Raw genomic sequence first — 18,417 nt, 5'->3', positions numbered from 1 at the left:
AACTGACTTTATATCAAAGTATTTTAACTCAGATTAACTATAAAATTTGAAAAATTAATAAATAGTTCGTATGTTATAAAAATTAAAATTTGACCAAATAGACACTAATTTTAAAGCTTGTTGTATATAAGAACGAAAATTATTCTGTTAAAGTCGAAGCACTATGGATGAATAATAATATTGTTCTCAGTTTGAGAGAATGGAGAAAATAATGAGAAAAATCGTTTCCTTTGCTGTCATGATGTGGGTAGGGAATTTAGCATACGCAGATTTTTCATCGTTTTATCCTGAAGCAAAATTGAAACCAGAACAATTTTCTAAAATAAATGTGGGTGCTGGTGTTACACAACGGTTAGCGCATGGGAATTTAGAATACGTCACTCCATACGGTATTGGATACGGAAAGCTTGGCGCTTTCTTAAATGACGACCACGATGTGGGTGCTCAAGTCGGTTTTCGTTACCCAATAATTCTCGGAACTAAGGACTTAAATGGATTTTATTTAGGTGCATTTGCTGGTCATCTAAAATCAAAAACAGTCAATGGTGAAAAGGAATCTCAACTCGGTGGTGGTATAGATTTATCATATGTCATGCTGAATAAAGAAAGAATTAGTACATTTAGTGTAGGGATAAAAGCAGGAGAGGAAATCACGCAAGGAAACCAAGTGATTTTTGAAACTAAACCAGAACTACAGTTTGCCTACACCTTAAGTGTAGGATTTTAGAAAGCTTTATGGTTTTATACCTCAAGTTCGACTGCAATTAGATATATGAATATGAGAGTCATGAATGTTTGGATATGTGAGTGATTTGTGGCAAGCCTTCGTCAATCGACCTGATTTTTATGCAGTACTGAGTATTATCCCAGTAACCGCATTTGTGACTTGGGCTCACGTCTGGATGGCACTCAAGATGGTGTTTTATCCAATTAAGTTTTGGGGTTTTCACTTAGGTCCGCTTCCGGTGGGATGGCAAGGAATTGTTCCACGTAAGGCAGGACGTATATCGGGTATTATTACCGACAATACACTATCAAAACTTGGCTCCTTACGAGAGTTCTTAGATGCGATGGATCCCGAGGATACTGCTCGTATCATTGGTGAACAGGTTGGCTTTGAGTTAGAGCACTTAATTGATGAAGTGATGATGGATCGCAATGCGGTTCTATGGGAAAACTTACCTTACTCAATCAAGCGACGTATTTATGCGCAAGCACATAAGCAACTTCCAAATGTTTTGAAAGAGCTCGTAACTGAATTAACTTTAAATGTTGAGTCGCTCGTGGATATGCGTGCGATGGTAGTGAGTCAAATGGAAGGCGACCGTCAATTGATGGTTAATATGTTCTTAAAAGTGGGTCAAAAAGAAATTAATTTCATTTGGCATATCAGTGCATTAATCGGTATGTTCTTCGGTATCTTCCAAATGATCGTTTGGTTTGTCGTGCCTTGGCATTGGACCGTACCATTCTGGGCAGCAATTTGGGGCTTTTTAACGAATTGGATTGCAATTTGGATGGTATTTAATCCAGTTGAGCCACATTATATTCGTTATCCACAATTCTTTGAGTTAACTCAAGATCGTAAATTCCCTTGGATAAAACCTGTTATTCCACGCATTGGTTCTTATAATATTCAAGGTGCGTTTATGAAGCGCCAAGAAGAAGTATCAGATGTATTTGCCCGTGTAGTGACTGAAGATTTGATTACATTGAAATCTATTATGATGGAAATGATGTATGGTGGAAAAAAAGACAAAACACGCCGTATTGTCAAACGTCATATCAATGAAATCATGGAAACACCATTGGTTCGTACATCATTACAGCTGTCTTTAGGTCCAAAAGAGTATGCAAAACTCAAGACAGACTTGATCGATCGCTCAATTGAAATTACGATGGTGCCTGTATGCGACCCAGCTTTTAATGCGAGCCGTGCACAGAAAATCTATCAAATGTTTAAAGAACGTATCCGTGAATTAACGCCGCGCGAGTTTCAAAATCTATTACGTCCTGCATTCCAGGAAGACGAATGGATCTTAATTGTGCTAGGTGGGGTAACAGGTTTCTTCGCGGGTCTGATTCATTTATTTGTGGCTTTCTTATAAATAGATGCTGGATTGGTGCCTACCAAAGACATTAACCAAGTATCGTCGATATAGTTAAAATGAGGATGTTTATTTATGCGCATTATATTACTCGGACCACCTGGAGCAGGTAAAGGTACTCAAGCTCAGTTGATCTGCAAGCGCTACAATGTCCCACAAATTTCAACCGGTGATATGCTCCGTGCTGCAATTCGTGAAGGAACTGAACTCGGTCTACAGGCAAAATCTGTAATGGACAATGGTGGTCTAGTTTCTGACGAACTGATTATTGGTCTGGTTAAAGAGCGTATTGCACAACCAGATTGTGCAAATGGTTGTATCTTTGATGGTTTCCCTCGTACGATTCCTCAAGCTGAAGCTTTGGAAAAAGAAGGCATTGATATTGATCACGTGATCGAAATTGATGTGCCTGATGAAGAAATCGTTAAACGCTTATCGGGTCGTCGCCAACATCCAGCATCAGGTCGTGTTTATCATATCGTCTACAACCCACCAAAAGTGGAAGGCAAAGATGATGAAACTGGTGAAGATTTAGTTCAGCGTCCAGATGACCAAGAAGAAACAATTCGTAAGCGCTTAGGTTCATATCATACTGAAACTGAACAATTGGTTGGCTTTTACCAAGGGCGTGCAGCTTCAGGTGAAAATGCGCCAACGTATGATAAGCTGAATGGACTTCGTCCTATTGAAGAAGTTCAAAAAGAACTTTTTGCAATTTTAGATCAAACTAAATAATCATTATTCAGCTTTGACAAAAAAGAAGCCCTAAGTCATATTAGGGCTTCTTTTTTTATGATGTGAAGGTAAACAAGTGCAAAATATTGCCATTATTTTATTGATGCTTGCATGCTTGGCAGTATTGTCTTTTTTGGTATTTATAAGTTTTAAATTACTTCGCGATAGTCAAAAACAGATGAAATTAGATAAAGAGAAAAAAGATCAAAAAAAATCTATTGATCGTTAAATCTGTTTTAAATCGATCTGTCTTATCGCTCCATATTCGAAACGTTCAGGCCAATTGCACACATCACTTACAACACACTCGTTGCACTTTGGCTTCCGCGCAATACAGCAATAACGTCCATGTAAAATTAACCAATGATGAGCGTCTACAATAAACTCTTTTGGAATCACTTTCACTAGACGGTGTTCAACTTCGAGTACATTTTTTCCTACAGCAAGTCCAGTACGATTACCTAATCGAAAGATGTGGGTATCAACTGCCATGGTTGGTTGACCAAAAGCCGTATTCAATACCACATTTGCAGTTTTTCGACCTACGCCTGGAAGTGCTTCTAAATCAGCACGGTTGTTAGGAACAATACTATTGTGTTGTTTAATCAATATTTCACAAGCTTTGATGACATTTTCAGCTTTAGAGTTATAGAGACCTATCGTTTTAATATAAGATTTTAATCCTTCTACACCTAAGGCATAGATTGCTTCAGGTGTGTTTGCTACAGGGAAAAGCTTATCTGTGGCCTTATTTACGCTTACATCAGTGGCTTGTGCTGATAATGTCACTGCAACTAACAATTCAAAGGGTGAAGAATAATTCAGCTCTGTTTTAGGGTTTGGGCGTTGAGCTCTTAATCTTTCAAAAAAAATTTGAATTTGCTTTTTTGTCATGTTTTTTACTGTCTTAGGTGTTTTAACGGTCATTTAAACACCCTCAATTGAATTGAGTTTTTCATATAAAGTATTGAGTTGCTCTCGCTTATCGAGGCTCTCACGTAAAGAAAGTTGTTTTTCAAGCTTTTTAATTTGTGTACGTAATTTGGCAAGTTCGATTGTAGATTTTGCATCTAATGTCTTATGAAGTGCTGTTTTTTCTATTGTTTGAATAGTAGGTACGGATTGTAATTGTTTTGAAAATTGAGCAAAAAGTGCAGTATCAATTTCAGCTTTAACGACAGGACCTTTGCGATGAAGTCTGCGATTTTCCTCACGTTGAATATGAGCATAATATCGATTTCTAAGATCGTTTTGTTCTAGGATGCGGGCTTGCTCATTTGGTATGGGCTGTAAATCTTCAACGAGATCGATACAGTCGACTGGACAAGGAGGAATACATAATTCGCATCCAGTGCAAAGATCAGTTAACACAGTATGCATTAATTTTCCTGATCCAATAATGGCATCAACAGGGCAAGCACTGATGCATTTAGTGCAACCAATACACTCGTCTTCACGTATGATTGCTTTCATACGCTGTGGACGACCATCAGACTGAATTGGCCAAACGCTTTCTTCAGCTTTAAGCTTAGGGCGATTCAGTACGTGAGCAATTGCGTCAGCAACAGGTTGACCGCCAGGTACACATTTATTTGCGTCTTCTCCTTCTACAATAGCTTTAGCATAAGGTAAACAACCATCACGGTGGCCACATAGGCCACATTGGGTTTGAGGTAGGAAAGCATCAACTTGTTGTATCAATGAGATTTGTGCGTGCATGTACGTTAAAACTTAATCAAGCGAAAAGGAGATCGATCATAGGTGCGAAATATGAATGATTTTAACATGATTAGTATTAGTTTGGGGTGCGCTGTTATGGGTCATTTATTGCGCAATAAAAGCGCTGAATAAGCATCAATACATAATTAAAAGTAATGAATTTGATAATTTAAAATTATTAAATACTATAATTAAGTAATTGAAATTAAAAAAATATTAAAAAAAATTATGAAAACTATTGTACAGTGCCTGTAAAAGATATTTAATACTTTGCGCCAAAACTTATCAATATATTGAAATTTTGACCAATTTTGATCCATTTTCTGCTGAGGATTAAGCGTTGAAATACAACAGCCTTAACGACTTCCTAGACTACGTTAAAACACGTGATGCACATCAACCAGAATTTCTTCAAGCTGTTGAAGAGGTGATGACAAGCTTATGGCCTTTTATTGAAAAGAACCCTAAGTATGCAGCTCATGGTTTATTAGAACGTTTAGTTGAACCTGAACGTGCGATTCAATTCCGCGTTTCTTGGGTTGATGATCAAGGTCAAACACACGTTAACCGTGCGTTCCGTGTTCAGTACAACTCAGCAATTGGTCCATTCAAAGGTGGTATGCGTTTCCACCCTTCAGTGAACCTTTCAATCCTAAAATTCTTAGGTTTTGAACAGACTTTCAAAAATGCGTTAACTACACTACCAATGGGTGGTGGTAAAGGTGGTTCTGATTTTGACCCTAAAGGTAAATCAGAAGGCGAAATCATGCGTTTCTGCCAAGCACTCATGATCGAGTTATACCGTCACTTAGGTTCTGACACAGATATTCCTGCGGGTGATATTGGTGTTGGTGGCCGCGAAGTTGGTTACATGGCGGGTATGATGAAGAAGCTCAGCAATGACACTTCATGCGTATTTACAGGTAAGGGTTTAACTTTTGGTGGTTCACTAGCGCGCCCTGAAGCAACTGGTTACGGTACAGTGTATTTCGCTGAGGAAATGCTTAAGACTCGTAACGACAGTTTCAAAGACAAGGTAGTTACAATTTCTGGTTCGGGTAACGTTGCACAGTTTGCTGCTGACAAAGCAATGTATTTGGGCGCAAAAGTTGTTTCACTTTCAGATTCAGCTGGTACTGTATACATTAAAGATGGTTTAACTCCAGAGCTTTTAGCTGAAGTAATGGAGCTTAAAAACGTTCAACGTGGTCGTATCTCAGAGTTTGCAGCGAAACATGGCTTTGAATATCTTGAAGGGCAACGTCCTTGGGGTATTAAGTGTGATATCGCACTTCCATGTGCAACACAAAATGAATTAGATGCTGATGATGCGGATAAATTGCTTGAAAATGGTGTGATTTGCGTAGCTGAAGGTGCAAATATGCCTTCTACACTTGCAGCAGTTGAAAAATTCGTTGAAGCAAAAATTCTTTATGCTCCAGGTAAGGCATCCAATGCAGGTGGTGTTGCAACTTCTGGTCTTGAAATGTCTCAAAATGCGCTTCGTTTAGGTTGGTCTTTCGAAGAAGTAGATGAGCGTTTACATGCAATCATGAAAGAAATTCACCGTAACTGCGTAAAATTTGGTACTCAAGAAGATGGTACTGTGAATTACGTAGATGGTGCGAACATTGCTGGTTTCGTAAAAGTTGCTGATGCGATGTTAGCTCAGGGTGTATTCTAAGAATATATTCAAGAATAAAAAACCGAGGCTTAGCCTCGGTTTTTTATTATTTATAGAGAACCTTTTACAGCTTCTCGCTCTACAGCCATATCAAAAATATAAGCATACTTAGACTGATCTGCAGCAGGATTTTTGATTTCATAGCGTTTTACACGAATGATTTGACGTTCATTCGGACTATGAGAAAAACCTTCAATTTGATCGTAGAATAAAGTCCAGTCTTTATCGACTTGCGTTTTAATACCACTATCGTTGTATTTTATTTCTCTGACTTGTAGACAAGTTTGGGGAGCTACACCTGTACATTGTTTAGTTTCTGGCGAAATTTCAAGAAATATGGTTTCACCTTGAGTTTTGTATTTGGTTTCAGGTGTCATTTTACCCGTGAAGATAATCTTTTCACCATTCGGCTGTACCAAAGTCAACGTTGGATTATCACGATCATTTAAATTAAGCACGAAAGGAACAGCAGCTTGGGAAAATAGATTTCCAGCAAAGCGTTCTTGTTCGGCAGCCAAACCATTACATCCCTTCATGGTAGATGCAAGTTGAGCAGCTACGATAGTATTGTTTTTTAGCTCAAACCCGCCAAATAAAGTATTGCAGCTCGTATGAATTGAAAGTTTTTTATCAGTGGTGAAGTTTAAAGTGATTGGTTGAGGCGCATTTTGTGGATTGGCTTGCCATTGGTATGCAGAGAGAGTTTGATCAGCATTTTGTTGTTGAAGCACAGACACAGCTAAATCCCCAGCTTTTTGTAGATCGGAAGTCTGACACGCAGCAAGTGTGATAGGCAAAATAGCCAAGGCAATTAATTTTAATTTCATAACAAGTTTTCTAAATTGTATTGATCCGAGGAAGGATAACGCAGGAGATCTAAAAAATTATGGATACATTCTGCACTTTTCAGTATCAAAATGTATCCATTGATCGATGATTATTTCGTGATGGTCATTTAAAAAATGATATTTTATTTTCTCTCAATCAAAGCGATAAATATCCATTCCTAAAGCACCCATGGTAAAACTACTATGTACAATGCTAAAACGATCACCAGTGCCCATAGAGAAAAATAAAGGTGCAAAGTGTTCTATCGTAGGGTGGTTACGATGAACAAAAGGAATCGTATTCCACGCTAAAATAGCAGGATAATCCGAATGAGTGAGCTGCTGCACCACGTAGTTTCTAAAAGTTGATGCCCATTCTGGAACTTCACTCGTTTCACCATGCCAAGCAAGCTCTCTTAAATTATGAGTAATGCTTCCCGAGCCAATTAATAATATTTGCTGATCTCTTAATGGAGCGAGAGCTTGACCAATTTTAAATATCGCTTCAGCAGACATCGTCATGGGTAAAGAGATTTCGACTACGGGGATATCAGCTTCTGGATACATATGTAATAAAGGCATCCATACGCCATGATCACGAGGTCGTGTACTATTGGCATGTGCAGTAATTTGTGCCTCAGCGAATAAATTTAAAACTTGTTCAGCAACATCTGGAGCACCAGGGGCAGGATAGCGAATTTCATACAGTTCATCTGGGAAACCTCGAAAATCGTGCCATGTTTCAGGTCTAGCCCCCGTACTTACTTCGAGTGCATTGCTTTCCCAATGTGCAGACATGACGATTATCGCTCTAGGTTTGGGCAAATTGAGACTCAAGCGATGTAAAGCTGGACCAACCTGTTCAGGATTCAAAGCCAGCATTGGAGAGCCATGTGAGATGAATAAGCCAGGTAGCGTTTGAATAGTCATGAGGTTGGTTCCATTCTTAGGTGTATGAGGTGATCATCGCAAATTTTAGAAGTCAGAGTAACCATTTAAATTTGAACATCATGTTGCAAATTCGGAACGATTATCCAGCACGATGGTACGGATGGTTATGATTAATGCTCATGGCACGGTAAAGTTGTTCAATCAACAGAATGCGAACCATAGGGTGGGGTAGCGTTAATTTAGATAAAGACCAGTGCCAAGCAGCAGCTTTACGAACTGCATCAGAATGTCCATCAGGTCCACCAATAGCGAGTACAACATCATTCCCTTCAAGCATCCAACCTTTCATGGTTTCAGCTAATTTTTCTGTACTAAACTCTTTTCCTCCCACTTCAAGTGCAATTAAAAGTTCATTTCCTTTCAGTGCATTTAAAATGCTATCGCCTTCGATATTACGGTATTTTAAAATATCAGCTTCAGAGTCATTCTTTCCGCGTTTCGCCATAGGAAGCTCAACAATTTGAGTTTGTACAAAAGGTTGAATTCTTTTGAAATAATCTTCAAAACCAGTAAGAACCCATGCTGGCATTTTTTGACCAATGGTCAAGATACGAATTTTCATGAAAATGTGTCACTAGAAGTTTCACGATATTATACATTTCAAAGTGATGAATTTATAAATTCAAAAGTTAAAACATAATGGGTTGTTAATTTTGCATCCATTGACATCTTATAAAAAAGAGAGCCTAAGCTCTCTTTCTTCACTTAAAAGACCGATTAGTGTCGTGCAGATTTTGATTCGTCAACTGCTTTCACAATGGGTGTTTTTACTAATGGTTTAGGCATAGAGGTTAATGCTAGTGGTAAAATTTCATCAATTGATTTTACAACTTTGATATCTAAACCTTCTTTCACATTATCAGGAATTTCGACTAAATCACGTGCATTTTCCTGTGGAATAAAGACCATTTTTACACCGCCACGATGTGCAGCCAGTAATTTTTCCTTTAAACCACCAATACGCATTGCACGGCCACTCAAGCTAGTTTCACCAGTCATTGCAATATCAGGTCGAATCGCAATGCCAGTAAACGCTGAAACTAATGCTGTCGTCAAAGCAAGACCAGCTGAAGGACCATCTTTAGGCGTAGCGCCTTCAGGTAAGTGCACGTGAATATCGGTTTCTTCAAAGCGAGTAGAATCGATACCCAAAGCATCAGCTCGTGTACGCACTACGGTCATCGCTGCAGTAATAGACTCCTTCATAACATCACCTAAAGAACCAGTGGTTACAAATTTGCCTTTACCTTTCATTGCTGCAACTTCAATTGTCAGTAGTTCACCACCAACTGAAGTCCAAGCTAGACCATTAACACGACCGACTTGAGCTTCTTCTTCCGCCATACCAAAATCGAATTTATGCGGCCCTAAGTAGTCAGGTAGATTTGCCGAATTAACTTCAATTTGAAGATTTTTCGCTTTTTTACTAACCGCTTCTTTAACCACTTTACGTGCGATTTTAGAGACTTCACGCTCTAAACTTCGAACACCAGCTTCACGTGTATAGCGTTGTACGATATCTCGAATTGCTTCTTCGTGTACACTTAATTCCTTAGCACGTAAGCCATTATTCTTGATTGCTTTAGGTACTAAGTAACGCTCAGCAATATTGATTTTCTCTTCCTCTGTATAACCAGGAAGGCGAATGACCTCCATACGATCTAACAAAGCTTCAGGTATATTCATACTGTTTGCAGTACAAATAAACATGACTTCAGATAAATCAAGATCAAGATCGAGATAGTGATCGTTGAATTTGTGATTCTGTGAAGGATCAAGCACTTCTAACAAGGCAGATGCAGGATCACCACGATGATCTTGAGCCATTTTGTCAATTTCATCGAGTAGGAATAAAGGGTTTTTTACACCGACTTTAGAAAGTGATTGCACAATCTTACCTGGCATCGCACCAATATAAGTTCTGCGATGTCCACGAATCTCAGCCTCATCACGAACACCACCAAGTGCCATTCGAACGAATTCGCGACCTGTTGCTTTAGCTACAGACTCACCTAATGAGGTTTTACCTACACCAGGAGGACCTACGAGACACAATACTGGTCCACGTAGTTTTTTTACACGTGATTGAACAGCGAGATATTCAACGATACGCTCTTTAACTTCATCCAAACCATAATGATCAGCATCAAGAATATCTTGAGCTTTAGCAAGATTAATACTTACTTTGCTCGCCTTATTCCATGGTGTATCTAAAATAGTTTCGATGTAATTTCGAACGACCGCAGCTTCACTCGATGCAGGCTGCATTGCTTTGAGCTTACGGAATTCACCTTCTGCTTTTTTACGAACATGCTCAGGAAGATCAGCTTCAGCTAAACGTTTTTCAATCTCTGCGATATCATCTTCAGCACCGCCATTCATGTCAGAAAGTTCACGCTGAATAACTTTCATTTTTTCATTTAGAAAATATTCGCGCTGATTCTTTTCCATTTGACGTTTTACATTGTCATGTAAATTTTGCTCAATCTGTTGTTCTTCAGACTGTTGAAGCAAATAAGTCATTAACTCTTGTAAATGAGCTTCAAATTCATCGTGTTCGAGGAATTTTTGTTTCACTTCGATATTTAACGGCACGCGTGTTGCGACGAAGAACATGAGTTGCAATAAATCATCGATTTTATTTGCAGCATTAATTAACTCACGCGCATTACGTAGTTTTGCTTCAGCGTATTGGCTGAAAAGACCACGTAATTCTTCGAGGCGAGTTTGTTGAGTTGCCGATTCCATACGGATCGTCATTGGGCTAAGGCTGTGCTCAGCTTCTAAATAATCGTTTTGATCGTAAATATTAATCAATTTAGAGCGATAAATACCCTCGATTAAAACCTTAATGCAGTTTTCATCGTTCTCATGATTTACGACTTGCACAATCTTCGCGACAGTACCGTATTGATATAAATTGTCGTGATCAATTTCTTCTGTAAGAGAATCTTGTTGAGCTACTACAAAAACTAAATTGTCACTGTTACGAGCTACATCAACTGCTTTAATCGATTTTTCACGGCCGACAAAAAGCGCAATTTGCATGTGTGGATAAACCACAACATCACGCAAAGCTAATAGCGGTAACACGCTAGGGGTCTGAAGTTCTAAGTTTTCTTCATTCATAATAATATCAGTCATGAGCACTCCTAATGAGTGACAACGGTGTTGCCATATTTTTATATTGATGTGTAATTTAAAAAATACAAGGGTGAAAATCGATAAAATTCGATTTATTTCTACTAATCTTGATAAATTCAGTTGGATTTAGGGTGAATTAATATTCTTCGTTTGAATTTTAATCGTTTTCTAGGGGTGATTAACTCATCTAATGGCTGATCCCAAGGTTGGCGCTTTAAAGGATCTAAGATTAATTGAAAGTCATGCGCTAAACCGATGCGATAGGGTTGATTGCTCGCATGCTTTAAAGTTCTATCATAAAAGCCACCTCCCATACCCATACGTGTTCCATGATAATCACAGGCTACTAGGGGCATCAACAGTAAATCAATTTGTTTTACATTTTGCCCCAATCTATGCATAGGCTCATACATGCCTAATTTATGTTTAGTAAAACGTTTATTTAGATATTGATGCTTTGAAATTGGAACCCATTTTAAAGTTGAATCAAGTCTGGAGACTTTTGGGAGATAAACGACTTTATGCTTCGAAAAGCAATGCATGATTAGGATATGTGTTTGAACTTCACCGAATGCATCTAAATAAATCCCAATTTTTTGTGCAGATTTAAATTTAGAGTGAGATTGGATTTTTGACAAAACCTGAAAAGCAGAACGTCGTTGCGTAAAAATTGAGAGTTGTCTTCTACGAGAGCGTAGAGTTTTTCTTAAAAGTTGTGTTTGCAACTGCATTTCAAACTATACCAATCTAAGTGCATGTGTAAGGTAAGTAGTTTATCGATTTTTACTCAGATTTAATCAACCTGATTTGAATATTTTCGATAGTATATTTTTCATTTACTCTAGGTGTAATAAATAAAAGATTGGGGTCAATTTAATTTTTAATTGAAGCCGATAAGCTGAACTCTATCAGATCAATGAAGCTCTGATCATAAAGAATAGAAAAGGGAACGATAATGAAAAATAAAAAAAACGGTAGTCTATTTAAAAAGAGCAAGCATGCTTATCGTATGGTTATGCTCACGACAGTAATTAGTCTTTCTGGTCTAATCACAAATCATGTAAATGCTCAAACTAGCTCTAAGTTGGATTTATCACTGTCCAGCCATTCTGTGAATAAAATAAAAAAACTACTGAATGATCCAAAAGTTTGGCAACAGATTCCGAAACAAGTCACCTTATGTGTGTATTCACCGAGCGGTGCTCATGGTGAAGCATTTGAGCAAGCGACGAGCTATATGAGTGAATTACCACGAATTGCTAAAGTTGCTCAAGATTTCGGCGTGCAAATGACTGTCAATCGTACGGCTAAGCTACAAATGCAGATAGATTTGAATTATCCAAAATTAAAGCAAAAAACATCCACTGAAGTTAATTTAAAAGTCTATACAGATGAACGGGTTTTAACTGAAGACTTTAGAAGTAAACGTTGTGATGGTGCTGGAATAAGTAATTTACGTGCCAAGCAATTCAACTCTTTTGTTGGAAGTATTGATGCAATAGGTGCAGTTCAAAACTATAAACAACTGACTAAAGTGATTCAGCTGTTAGCAAGACCTGAATTTGACTCGAAAATGGTCAATAAGGATTATGAGGTTGTTGGTATTGTGCCTTTAGGTGCTGCTTATATAATGGTAAATGATCGTAAAATTGATACTTTATCTAAAGCGGCTGGGAAAAAAGTCGCTGTAATGAGTTTTGACGCAACCCAAAAAAAATTAGTCCAAAATGTTGGTGCTCAACCAGTTACAGTGGATTTAACTTCGGTAGGCGGGAAATTCAACAATAAGGAAGTTGATATTATCGCAGCGCCTGCAATCTTATTTGAACCTTTAGAACTCTATCGTGGAATGACAAGCAAGGGCGAGGTACGAGGCGCAATTATTCGTTTTCCACTCGTTCAAGTAACGGGTACATTGATTATGCATCGAAATAAATTTCCTGCTGGAATGGGGCCTATAGCAAGGGAGATTATTTCCAAGCAATTAACACCGGCTTATAGGTTTATTGATCAAACTGAATCTAAAATTGATCCTAAATTTTGGATGAATATAAGAGATGCTGAGAAACCTGGATATTTGAAAATTATGCGCGAAGCTAGAATTCAGATGATGAAAGAAGGGCATTATCATCCTGAAATGATGTCTATACTTAAAAAGATACGATGTAGTGATGATCCTAAGAATTATGAGTGTGCGCTTCAAGATGAGTAACTAATAATCTGAAAAATAGATTGTTTTTATAATTTTAATCGGTTTTATTTGTCTTTAGCCATGCTTTAAATTACTCACATCTAGGTTAAGAGTAAATGTGAGATGAAAATTTTTATCGCAGTAGTTACTTCTACTTTGTTGATAAGTGCATGCGCATATGATCCAGTGCATTATGAGCAGCTTAGAATGTCAGAGAACGCGCAACACATGAAATTAAATGGTTAAAAAAGCCCCCAGATGGGGGCTTTATGCCTATTTCTTTTTAACGATATCGCTCCAAGACACATTAGTTGGCACGCCTGAGTTAAAGCGAACTGATGCGGATGATGAATAATCTTTAGTTTGTTCAACGACAATCTTTTGATTGTACTCATCAATAATTTCTAACTTACCGCCTGCTTTCGGGTAAATTCTCCACCACTCTTTTTCGAATGGTTGAGTTACACTGAAGTTAAATGCATATGAAAAATTAGCATCTTTAGGTTGGCCAACGATTGTACCTTTACTTGACACACTTTGTAATTGTTCATCAAAAAAACGGTATTCATAATCCTGTAGCCCCATATATTCCAATGTAGTGCTAGGGTTATTTTTATCTACAATCTGGAATTTTAAAGGATCTTTTACAGAATAAATTGCGCCATTAGAACCAACTGTATCTTTTACAATTTTACCAGTGACTAAATATAGTTTAGATGTATCAGTCCACGGTGTATAAAGCGCATTATTAAACTCAACTGTGGTAGAGCTTAATGTTTCAGTAAGCGAAATAGATCCTCCTTTAAATGTTACGACTTCCTTGCCGAAACTAGTTGCACAAGAATCATTACCACTTTTTAGCTTGATTGTTTGAGTAGTTCCACTTTTAGTGAGCTCAGTACAAATTGAATTTCTCAAAATTGTAAATGCACTTGTTCCTTGATCTGTTAATTCAATTACTCTACCTGTACGAGTAATGGGTCCATCACCCAATGTTTCGCCAATCATATGCCCTAATGCTTGATTAAATCGATCATCCATGACATTCAAAGATTCTGAAAAACCAAGCTTTTCTTTAAGTTTTGTTAAAAAATCCTTATCTTTAAAAGGTATAAATGTAGAGCTCACATCGCCTGGTTTAATATAATTACCATTTGGCGTGTCAAGCTTCGAGTCACTTCCACCACCACATGCACTTAGTAATGCAGCAATACTCGCAACCCCAGCCAATTTTGCTAATTTAGACATATTCTCTTCCTTTAAATATAAATCTATTCTCATTGTTTATGATGTTTGACTATTAATATGAAGTCTTTAAACAATAAGAAGACATTAAAATGAAATACTTTTTATGTAATTTCTATTAAGAGGAATGATAATTTAAATTCTGGAAAAGTTTCTAGGTCATTATTAACCAAATTTACAAATTAAATGCTTTATTTTTATATTGTTAAATATAATTTAAATATTTATTTAGAATAAAACTAAAAAAAAGTTAATTAAATAACATTAAACATAAATATTATAAATTAATTTGAAAAATTAAAATATAGTGTGACTTATTTCAATAAATTTTTATATTTTGAGTAAAGGAGTAAGTTGAGAATTTATGGTATGAATTGAAAAAATAAAACAAGAAAACGTTGAATTATAAATATAGAGAAATTGAAGACTCCGGAGATGCCGCTGCATGTGTCGTTACCCTGAACCCGATGAGTTCAAGGTGGACGCGACGTATACTTGCTGGGTTTCCCACTCAGGGTGGGCATACGCTCTAAATATACAGAACACAATCCATAAGTTTAAGTATCGGCAGGGGAATAGACCCGCTGGCGAGCATCCCAGAGTTAAATTAAGTATAACGAAATGAGTGAGATTGGCAAACCTAAGTATCGCCATTATTTGCGTGATAATTCACTCAGTAAAACTGACTGTGCAAACTTAGATCAAATTTATACAGTTTTTTCAACGTCTTCCAAGATTTTTGCAAGTAAGCGTTCACAATGAGAATATTCTTGTAAGGATTTGTTCATTGTTAAAACTTCTTGCATAAGCTCTAAAGCCACCATGATAACCAGCTTATTGTGTTCTACGTTAGGTGCTTTTCTACGAAATTCTTGAAATTTCTCATTTAGCAAATCACCAGCACGTTGTAAATCATCTTTCTGATCTTGAGTGGTTGAAAGTCTAAATGTTTGTTCAATTAATCTTAACTCGACTGTAACGACTTCAGACATAATTATGCTTCCTCATTTTGTTCAGCCGGATTTTCTAATTGTTGGATTTCTTGGGCATGATGATCTTGATCAGTACCTAAAATGGCCAATCGTTGAATGATTTGCTCAACCTTAGTTTTAGCGAGTTCATTTTTTTTGATTAAACGTTGATTTTCAGCCTTCAATTCATCAATTTCTTTTTGAGCTTGACGTTGTTCAGCCAACATTTTTTCTTTGATGACTCTCAACTCATTCCTTTCAGCCAAGATTTCCTGAAATCTATTTTTTAAATCAGTACAACTCTTTTCTAAACGACTATAACGTTCTGCTAAAGCAGTAGCATCTTGATTTAAAGTTTTATAAATACCATCCAATTGATTGTATTTGTCATTTAGACTTTCAATCTGTTCTTGCTTTTGAGTGATGACGCTATTTTTTTGAGCAGTTTGAGTTTGATGAGTTTCCTGAAGTTCTTTCTGCTTAGCTTCAAGAGAACTATTCATTTGTTCGGTTTCGGACAAACGATGTTTAAGCGTGCCTAAATGCGTTTGTAAACGCTGTAATTGTTCTAACATAACGAGGTCGCGTAGTTTCGCAATCAAAGGTAATATATACAGAAGTATAGAGATTGGAAAAACGAATGCAAGACGATATTTCAGGTTGGACAGATTGGAACCAACATTTCGGTTCAATTGAGGAAATTACTAGTCCAAGTGAGTTACATGGTTTACTTACAGGTATTGTTTGTGTAACCCAACCGCCATCTCATGAGGAGTGGTTACAAATTTTGTCTACATTGAATGTGCCTCAATTAGAACCTGCTGCACTCAATTTACTTGCTGAGGAATCTGAAGATGTTTCGCATGCTTTGTCAGAAGATGAATTAGATTATTTACCCATTTTGCCTGATGATGAACATGTATTGTCTGAGCGTGTTCAAGCTTTAGCAGATTGGTGTGCTGGAGTAGTATTGGGGTTTGGATTAGCGTCTGGTCATATTCGTACTGACGAAGCTGAGTTGATTGAACACTTGCAAGATATTGCAGCAGTAGAGTTTGAAGATTCTGATAATGATGAAGAAGGTGAAATTAGCTATCAAGAACTTTATGAATTTGTTCGATTAATTCCAGTGAGTTTATCTGTTGGACGAACCAAGATTGCTGTTGAAGAAAGCTCATTACTGAAACATGTAAAACCAACAATTTCGAAAAAAAATGAGCAAAGTGTCGTTGAGATGTTTACACCTCATCGACCAAGTTGATTACATTTAATCAAGAGTACTACTTAACATATAAGTAGTACTGTATTTTCTTAAATTAAATAGCCTAAGCTGCAGAAAAGATATGAAACTTACTCAATCAGATTTTCAAAAACGACGTGATCAATTAGCCGCTGAAATAGGCCTAAGAAGCATTGCAATTATTGCAACACGTGAAGAAATGTTTAGAAATCGTGATGCTGATTATAAATATCGCGCTGATAGTAGCTTTTTTTATCTAACGGGATTTGCAGAGCCTGAAGCAGTTGCTGTAATTGAAACATTTGATACTGAAGAAGAAGGTTATACTTACAGTTTATTTTGTCGTGAACGCAATCGAGAGATGGAAATCTGGACAGGTTACCGTGCAGGGATTGATGGTGCAGTCGATGATTATGATGCGGATGAAGCTTATGCGATTGATCTACTAGACGAAGAAATCATCGCAAAGCTTCAAGGAAAAGAAAGATTATTTTATAGAATTGGTCAACAAGCCAGTTTTGATGCAAAAATTACAAAATGGATTGCAGAAGCAAGTGGTGAAAGCCGACGTGGTACCGCTGCACCTACACAATTGATTCAGTTAGATACAATTTTAGATGAGATGCGTCTACACAAAGAGCCAAAAGAAATAGAGTTAATGCAAATCGCATCTGATATTTCTGCTCAAGCACATACGCAAGCGATGAAATCTGTACGACCAGGAATGATGGAATATGCTTTAGAAGCGGAGCTGAATTATATTTTTGGTAAAAATGGTTGTGTACCATCGTATAACAGTATTGTGGGTGGTGGTGAAAATGCTTGTATATTGCACTATGTTGAAAATAACAAACAACTTAATGACGGCGATTTAGTTTTAATAGATGCAGCTTGTGAATATGAATTTTACGCGTCAGATATCACTCGGACATTTCCAGTAAATGGTAGATTTAATCCTGAACAAAAGGCGCTTTATAATATAGTGCTTGATGCTCAAATCGCTGCAATAGATGCGGTTAGAATTGGTAACTCTTACAAAGAGCCACACTACGTTGCTGTTCGTATTTTAGTGCAAGGCTTGCTTAATCTTGGAATCATGCAGGGTGATCTCGATGAAATCATTGAGACAGAAGCCTATCGTCAATTTTATATGCATGGAACTGGTCACTGGTTAGGCATGGATGTTCATGACGTAGGGGCATATAAAGTCGATGGAGAATGGCGAACATATCAAGAAGGTATGGTGGTGACCATTGAACCAGGTTTATATATTGCCCCTGATGATGAAACTGTCGATCAAAAATGGAGAGGGATTGGTATTCGCATTGAAGATGATATTGTTGTCACTCAAGATGGACCGAGAAACCTGACTGCTAAAGTAGTGAAAACCATTGAAGATATAGAAGCATTGATGGCAAGTTAACCATTTTCACAAATCTCAAAAGTCGATGGAAACATCGGCTTTTTTTAAATGTCATATTCAATATTGAAAAATGAATTATGGCTTCATCTTCAATAACGCTAATTCATTATAAAAAGTAAAAACTTTATTGTAAGATGAATTTGATTAAGAGTTTATGTGTATGCAGCTATTGCTTGCTT

General features: G+C 37.2%; 18 protein-coding genes and 1 other RNA gene. 8 read left to right on the top strand and 11 right to left on the bottom strand.

Going from position 1 to position 18,417, the window contains the following annotated elements:
* The first annotated feature begins 211 nt into the window (after positions 1 to 211).
* The 4 genes from AC1M87_RS04585 (at position 212) to AC1M87_RS04570 (ending at position 3,072) form a co-directional block, all read left to right on the top strand.
* Positions 212 to 727: a hypothetical protein gene (locus AC1M87_RS04585; RefSeq protein WP_035268492.1), complete on the top strand. Its 516-nt coding sequence runs from the start codon at positions 212 to 214 to the stop codon at positions 725 to 727.
* Between the two features lie 64 nt (positions 728 to 791).
* Complete coding sequence (locus AC1M87_RS04580) at positions 792 to 2,108, top strand: hypothetical protein (protein WP_481586472.1); 1,317 nt, start codon at positions 792 to 794, stop codon at positions 2,106 to 2,108.
* A 75-nt stretch (positions 2,109 to 2,183) separates the two neighbouring features.
* Positions 2,184 to 2,843, top strand: a complete 660-nt coding sequence (gene adk, locus AC1M87_RS04575; protein ID WP_035268488.1) for an adenylate kinase — start codon at positions 2,184 to 2,186, stop codon at positions 2,841 to 2,843.
* Positions 2,844 to 2,919: 76 nt separating this feature from the next.
* Positions 2,920 to 3,072, top strand: coding sequence for a hypothetical protein (locus AC1M87_RS04570; protein ID WP_481593070.1), 153 nt, complete (start codon positions 2,920 to 2,922; stop codon positions 3,070 to 3,072).
* Here the strand turns inward: AC1M87_RS04570 and nth are convergent.
* A complete protein-coding gene (gene nth, locus AC1M87_RS04565; RefSeq protein WP_481593069.1) occupies positions 3,069 to 3,770 on the bottom strand; it encodes an endonuclease III in 702 nt (233 codons plus the stop codon). The genes AC1M87_RS04570 and nth overlap by 4 nt on opposite strands.
* Positions 3,771 to 4,562, bottom strand: a complete 792-nt coding sequence (locus AC1M87_RS04560) for an RnfABCDGE type electron transport complex subunit B (protein ID WP_481593068.1) — start codon at positions 4,560 to 4,562, stop codon at positions 3,771 to 3,773.
* 340 nt (positions 4,563 to 4,902) lie between these two features.
* Between AC1M87_RS04560 and gdhA the strand changes: the two genes are divergently transcribed.
* A complete protein-coding gene (gene gdhA, locus AC1M87_RS04555; protein ID WP_481593067.1) occupies positions 4,903 to 6,246 on the top strand; it encodes an NADP-specific glutamate dehydrogenase in 1,344 nt (447 codons plus the stop codon).
* A gap of 50 nt (positions 6,247 to 6,296) precedes the next feature.
* Here the strand turns inward: gdhA and AC1M87_RS04550 are convergent, their stop codons facing one another.
* The 5 genes from AC1M87_RS04550 to AC1M87_RS04530 form a co-directional block, all read right to left on the bottom strand.
* Entirely contained in the window at positions 6,297 to 7,073 is a 777-nt protein-coding gene (locus AC1M87_RS04550) for an META and DUF4377 domain-containing protein (RefSeq protein ID WP_035268475.1), read from the bottom strand.
* Between the two features lie 153 nt (positions 7,074 to 7,226).
* Positions 7,227 to 8,003 (bottom strand): DODA-type extradiol aromatic ring-opening family dioxygenase, encoded by a 777-nt coding sequence (locus AC1M87_RS04545; RefSeq protein ID WP_481593066.1) that lies wholly within the window; start codon positions 8,001 to 8,003, stop codon positions 7,227 to 7,229.
* Between the two features lie 100 nt (positions 8,004 to 8,103).
* Positions 8,104 to 8,586 (bottom strand): 23S rRNA (pseudouridine(1915)-N(3))-methyltransferase RlmH, encoded by a 483-nt coding sequence (gene rlmH, locus AC1M87_RS04540; RefSeq protein WP_035268469.1) that lies wholly within the window; start codon positions 8,584 to 8,586, stop codon positions 8,104 to 8,106.
* Positions 8,587 to 8,741: 155 nt separating this feature from the next.
* Positions 8,742 to 11,168 (bottom strand): endopeptidase La, encoded by a 2,427-nt coding sequence (gene lon / locus AC1M87_RS04535; protein ID WP_035269773.1) that lies wholly within the window; start codon positions 11,166 to 11,168, stop codon positions 8,742 to 8,744.
* Positions 11,169 to 11,284: 116 nt separating this feature from the next.
* Complete coding sequence (locus AC1M87_RS04530) at positions 11,285 to 11,899, bottom strand: 5-formyltetrahydrofolate cyclo-ligase (RefSeq protein ID WP_481593065.1); 615 nt, start codon at positions 11,897 to 11,899, stop codon at positions 11,285 to 11,287.
* Between the two features lie 224 nt (positions 11,900 to 12,123).
* On the opposite strand from AC1M87_RS04530, the gene AC1M87_RS04525 reads away from it, so the two are divergent.
* Entirely contained in the window at positions 12,124 to 13,380 is a 1,257-nt protein-coding gene (locus AC1M87_RS04525) for a putative solute-binding protein (RefSeq protein WP_481593064.1), read from the top strand.
* Between the two features lie 252 nt (positions 13,381 to 13,632).
* Here AC1M87_RS04525 and AC1M87_RS04520 read toward each other — a convergent pair whose 3' ends face one another.
* The 4 genes from AC1M87_RS04520 to AC1M87_RS04505 form a co-directional block, all read right to left on the bottom strand.
* On the bottom strand, positions 13,633 to 14,607 hold the full coding sequence (locus AC1M87_RS04520; protein WP_481593063.1) for a hypothetical protein: 975 nt from the start codon (positions 14,605 to 14,607) through the stop codon (positions 13,633 to 13,635).
* Between the two features lie 419 nt (positions 14,608 to 15,026).
* A non-coding RNA gene (ssrS, locus tag AC1M87_RS04515) (6S RNA) lies at positions 15,027 to 15,210 on the bottom strand.
* Positions 15,211 to 15,311: 101 nt separating this feature from the next.
* Positions 15,312 to 15,596 carry a cell division protein ZapA gene (locus AC1M87_RS04510; protein WP_481593062.1) on the bottom strand — a complete coding sequence of 95 codons (285 nt, stop codon included), beginning with the start codon at positions 15,594 to 15,596 and terminating at the stop codon, positions 15,312 to 15,314.
* A gap of 2 nt (positions 15,597 to 15,598) precedes the next feature.
* Entirely contained in the window at positions 15,599 to 16,150 is a 552-nt protein-coding gene (locus AC1M87_RS04505; protein ID WP_035269763.1) for a hypothetical protein, read from the bottom strand.
* Positions 16,151 to 16,215: 65 nt separating this feature from the next.
* Between AC1M87_RS04505 and AC1M87_RS04500 the strand changes: the two genes are divergently transcribed.
* Positions 16,216 to 16,836: a UPF0149 family protein gene (locus tag AC1M87_RS04500; RefSeq protein ID WP_481593061.1), complete on the top strand. Its 621-nt coding sequence runs from the start codon at positions 16,216 to 16,218 to the stop codon at positions 16,834 to 16,836.
* 82 nt (positions 16,837 to 16,918) lie between these two features.
* On the top strand, positions 16,919 to 18,238 hold the full coding sequence (gene pepP / locus AC1M87_RS04495; protein WP_481593060.1) for a Xaa-Pro aminopeptidase: 1,320 nt from the start codon (positions 16,919 to 16,921) through the stop codon (positions 18,236 to 18,238).
* Positions 18,239 to 18,417: the final 179 nt, after the last annotated feature.

The organism is Acinetobacter sp. 24-47-62 (assembly GCF_056779765.1).
This window is presented reverse-complemented; position numbering and strand designations above follow the sequence as displayed.

Excerpts from the sequence above, each read along its gene's own strand:
- AC1M87_RS04505 (WP_035269763.1), bottom strand. The coding sequence starts at position 16,150 with ATGTTAGAACAATTACAGCGTTTACAAACGCATTTAGGCACGCTTAAA.
- AC1M87_RS04585 (WP_035268492.1), top strand. The coding sequence starts at position 212 with ATGAGAAAAATCGTTTCCTTTGCTGTCATGATGTGGGTAGGGAATTTA.
- AC1M87_RS04520 (WP_481593063.1), bottom strand. The coding sequence starts at position 14,607 with ATGTCTAAATTAGCAAAATTGGCTGGGGTTGCGAGTATTGCTGCATTA.
- adk (WP_035268488.1), top strand. The coding sequence starts at position 2,184 with ATGCGCATTATATTACTCGGACCACCTGGAGCAGGTAAAGGTACTCAA.
- AC1M87_RS04545 (WP_481593066.1), bottom strand. The coding sequence starts at position 8,003 with ATGACTATTCAAACGCTACCTGGCTTATTCATCTCACATGGCTCTCCA.
- AC1M87_RS04525 (WP_481593064.1), top strand. The coding sequence starts at position 12,124 with ATGAAAAATAAAAAAAACGGTAGTCTATTTAAAAAGAGCAAGCATGCT.
- AC1M87_RS04510 (WP_481593062.1), bottom strand. The coding sequence starts at position 15,596 with ATGTCTGAAGTCGTTACAGTCGAGTTAAGATTAATTGAACAAACATTT.
- AC1M87_RS04530 (WP_481593065.1), bottom strand. The coding sequence starts at position 11,899 with ATGCAGTTGCAAACACAACTTTTAAGAAAAACTCTACGCTCTCGTAGA.
- pepP (WP_481593060.1), top strand. The coding sequence starts at position 16,919 with ATGAAACTTACTCAATCAGATTTTCAAAAACGACGTGATCAATTAGCC.
- AC1M87_RS04580 (WP_481586472.1), top strand. The coding sequence starts at position 792 with ATGTTTGGATATGTGAGTGATTTGTGGCAAGCCTTCGTCAATCGACCT.
- AC1M87_RS04500 (WP_481593061.1), top strand. The coding sequence starts at position 16,216 with ATGCAAGACGATATTTCAGGTTGGACAGATTGGAACCAACATTTCGGT.
- AC1M87_RS04550 (WP_035268475.1), bottom strand. The coding sequence starts at position 7,073 with ATGAAATTAAAATTAATTGCCTTGGCTATTTTGCCTATCACACTTGCT.
- rlmH (WP_035268469.1), bottom strand. The coding sequence starts at position 8,586 with ATGAAAATTCGTATCTTGACCATTGGTCAAAAAATGCCAGCATGGGTT.
- nth (WP_481593069.1), bottom strand. The coding sequence starts at position 3,770 with ATGACCGTTAAAACACCTAAGACAGTAAAAAACATGACAAAAAAGCAA.
- AC1M87_RS04560 (WP_481593068.1), bottom strand. The coding sequence starts at position 4,562 with ATGCACGCACAAATCTCATTGATACAACAAGTTGATGCTTTCCTACCT.
- lon (WP_035269773.1), bottom strand. The coding sequence starts at position 11,168 with ATGACTGATATTATTATGAATGAAGAAAACTTAGAACTTCAGACCCCT.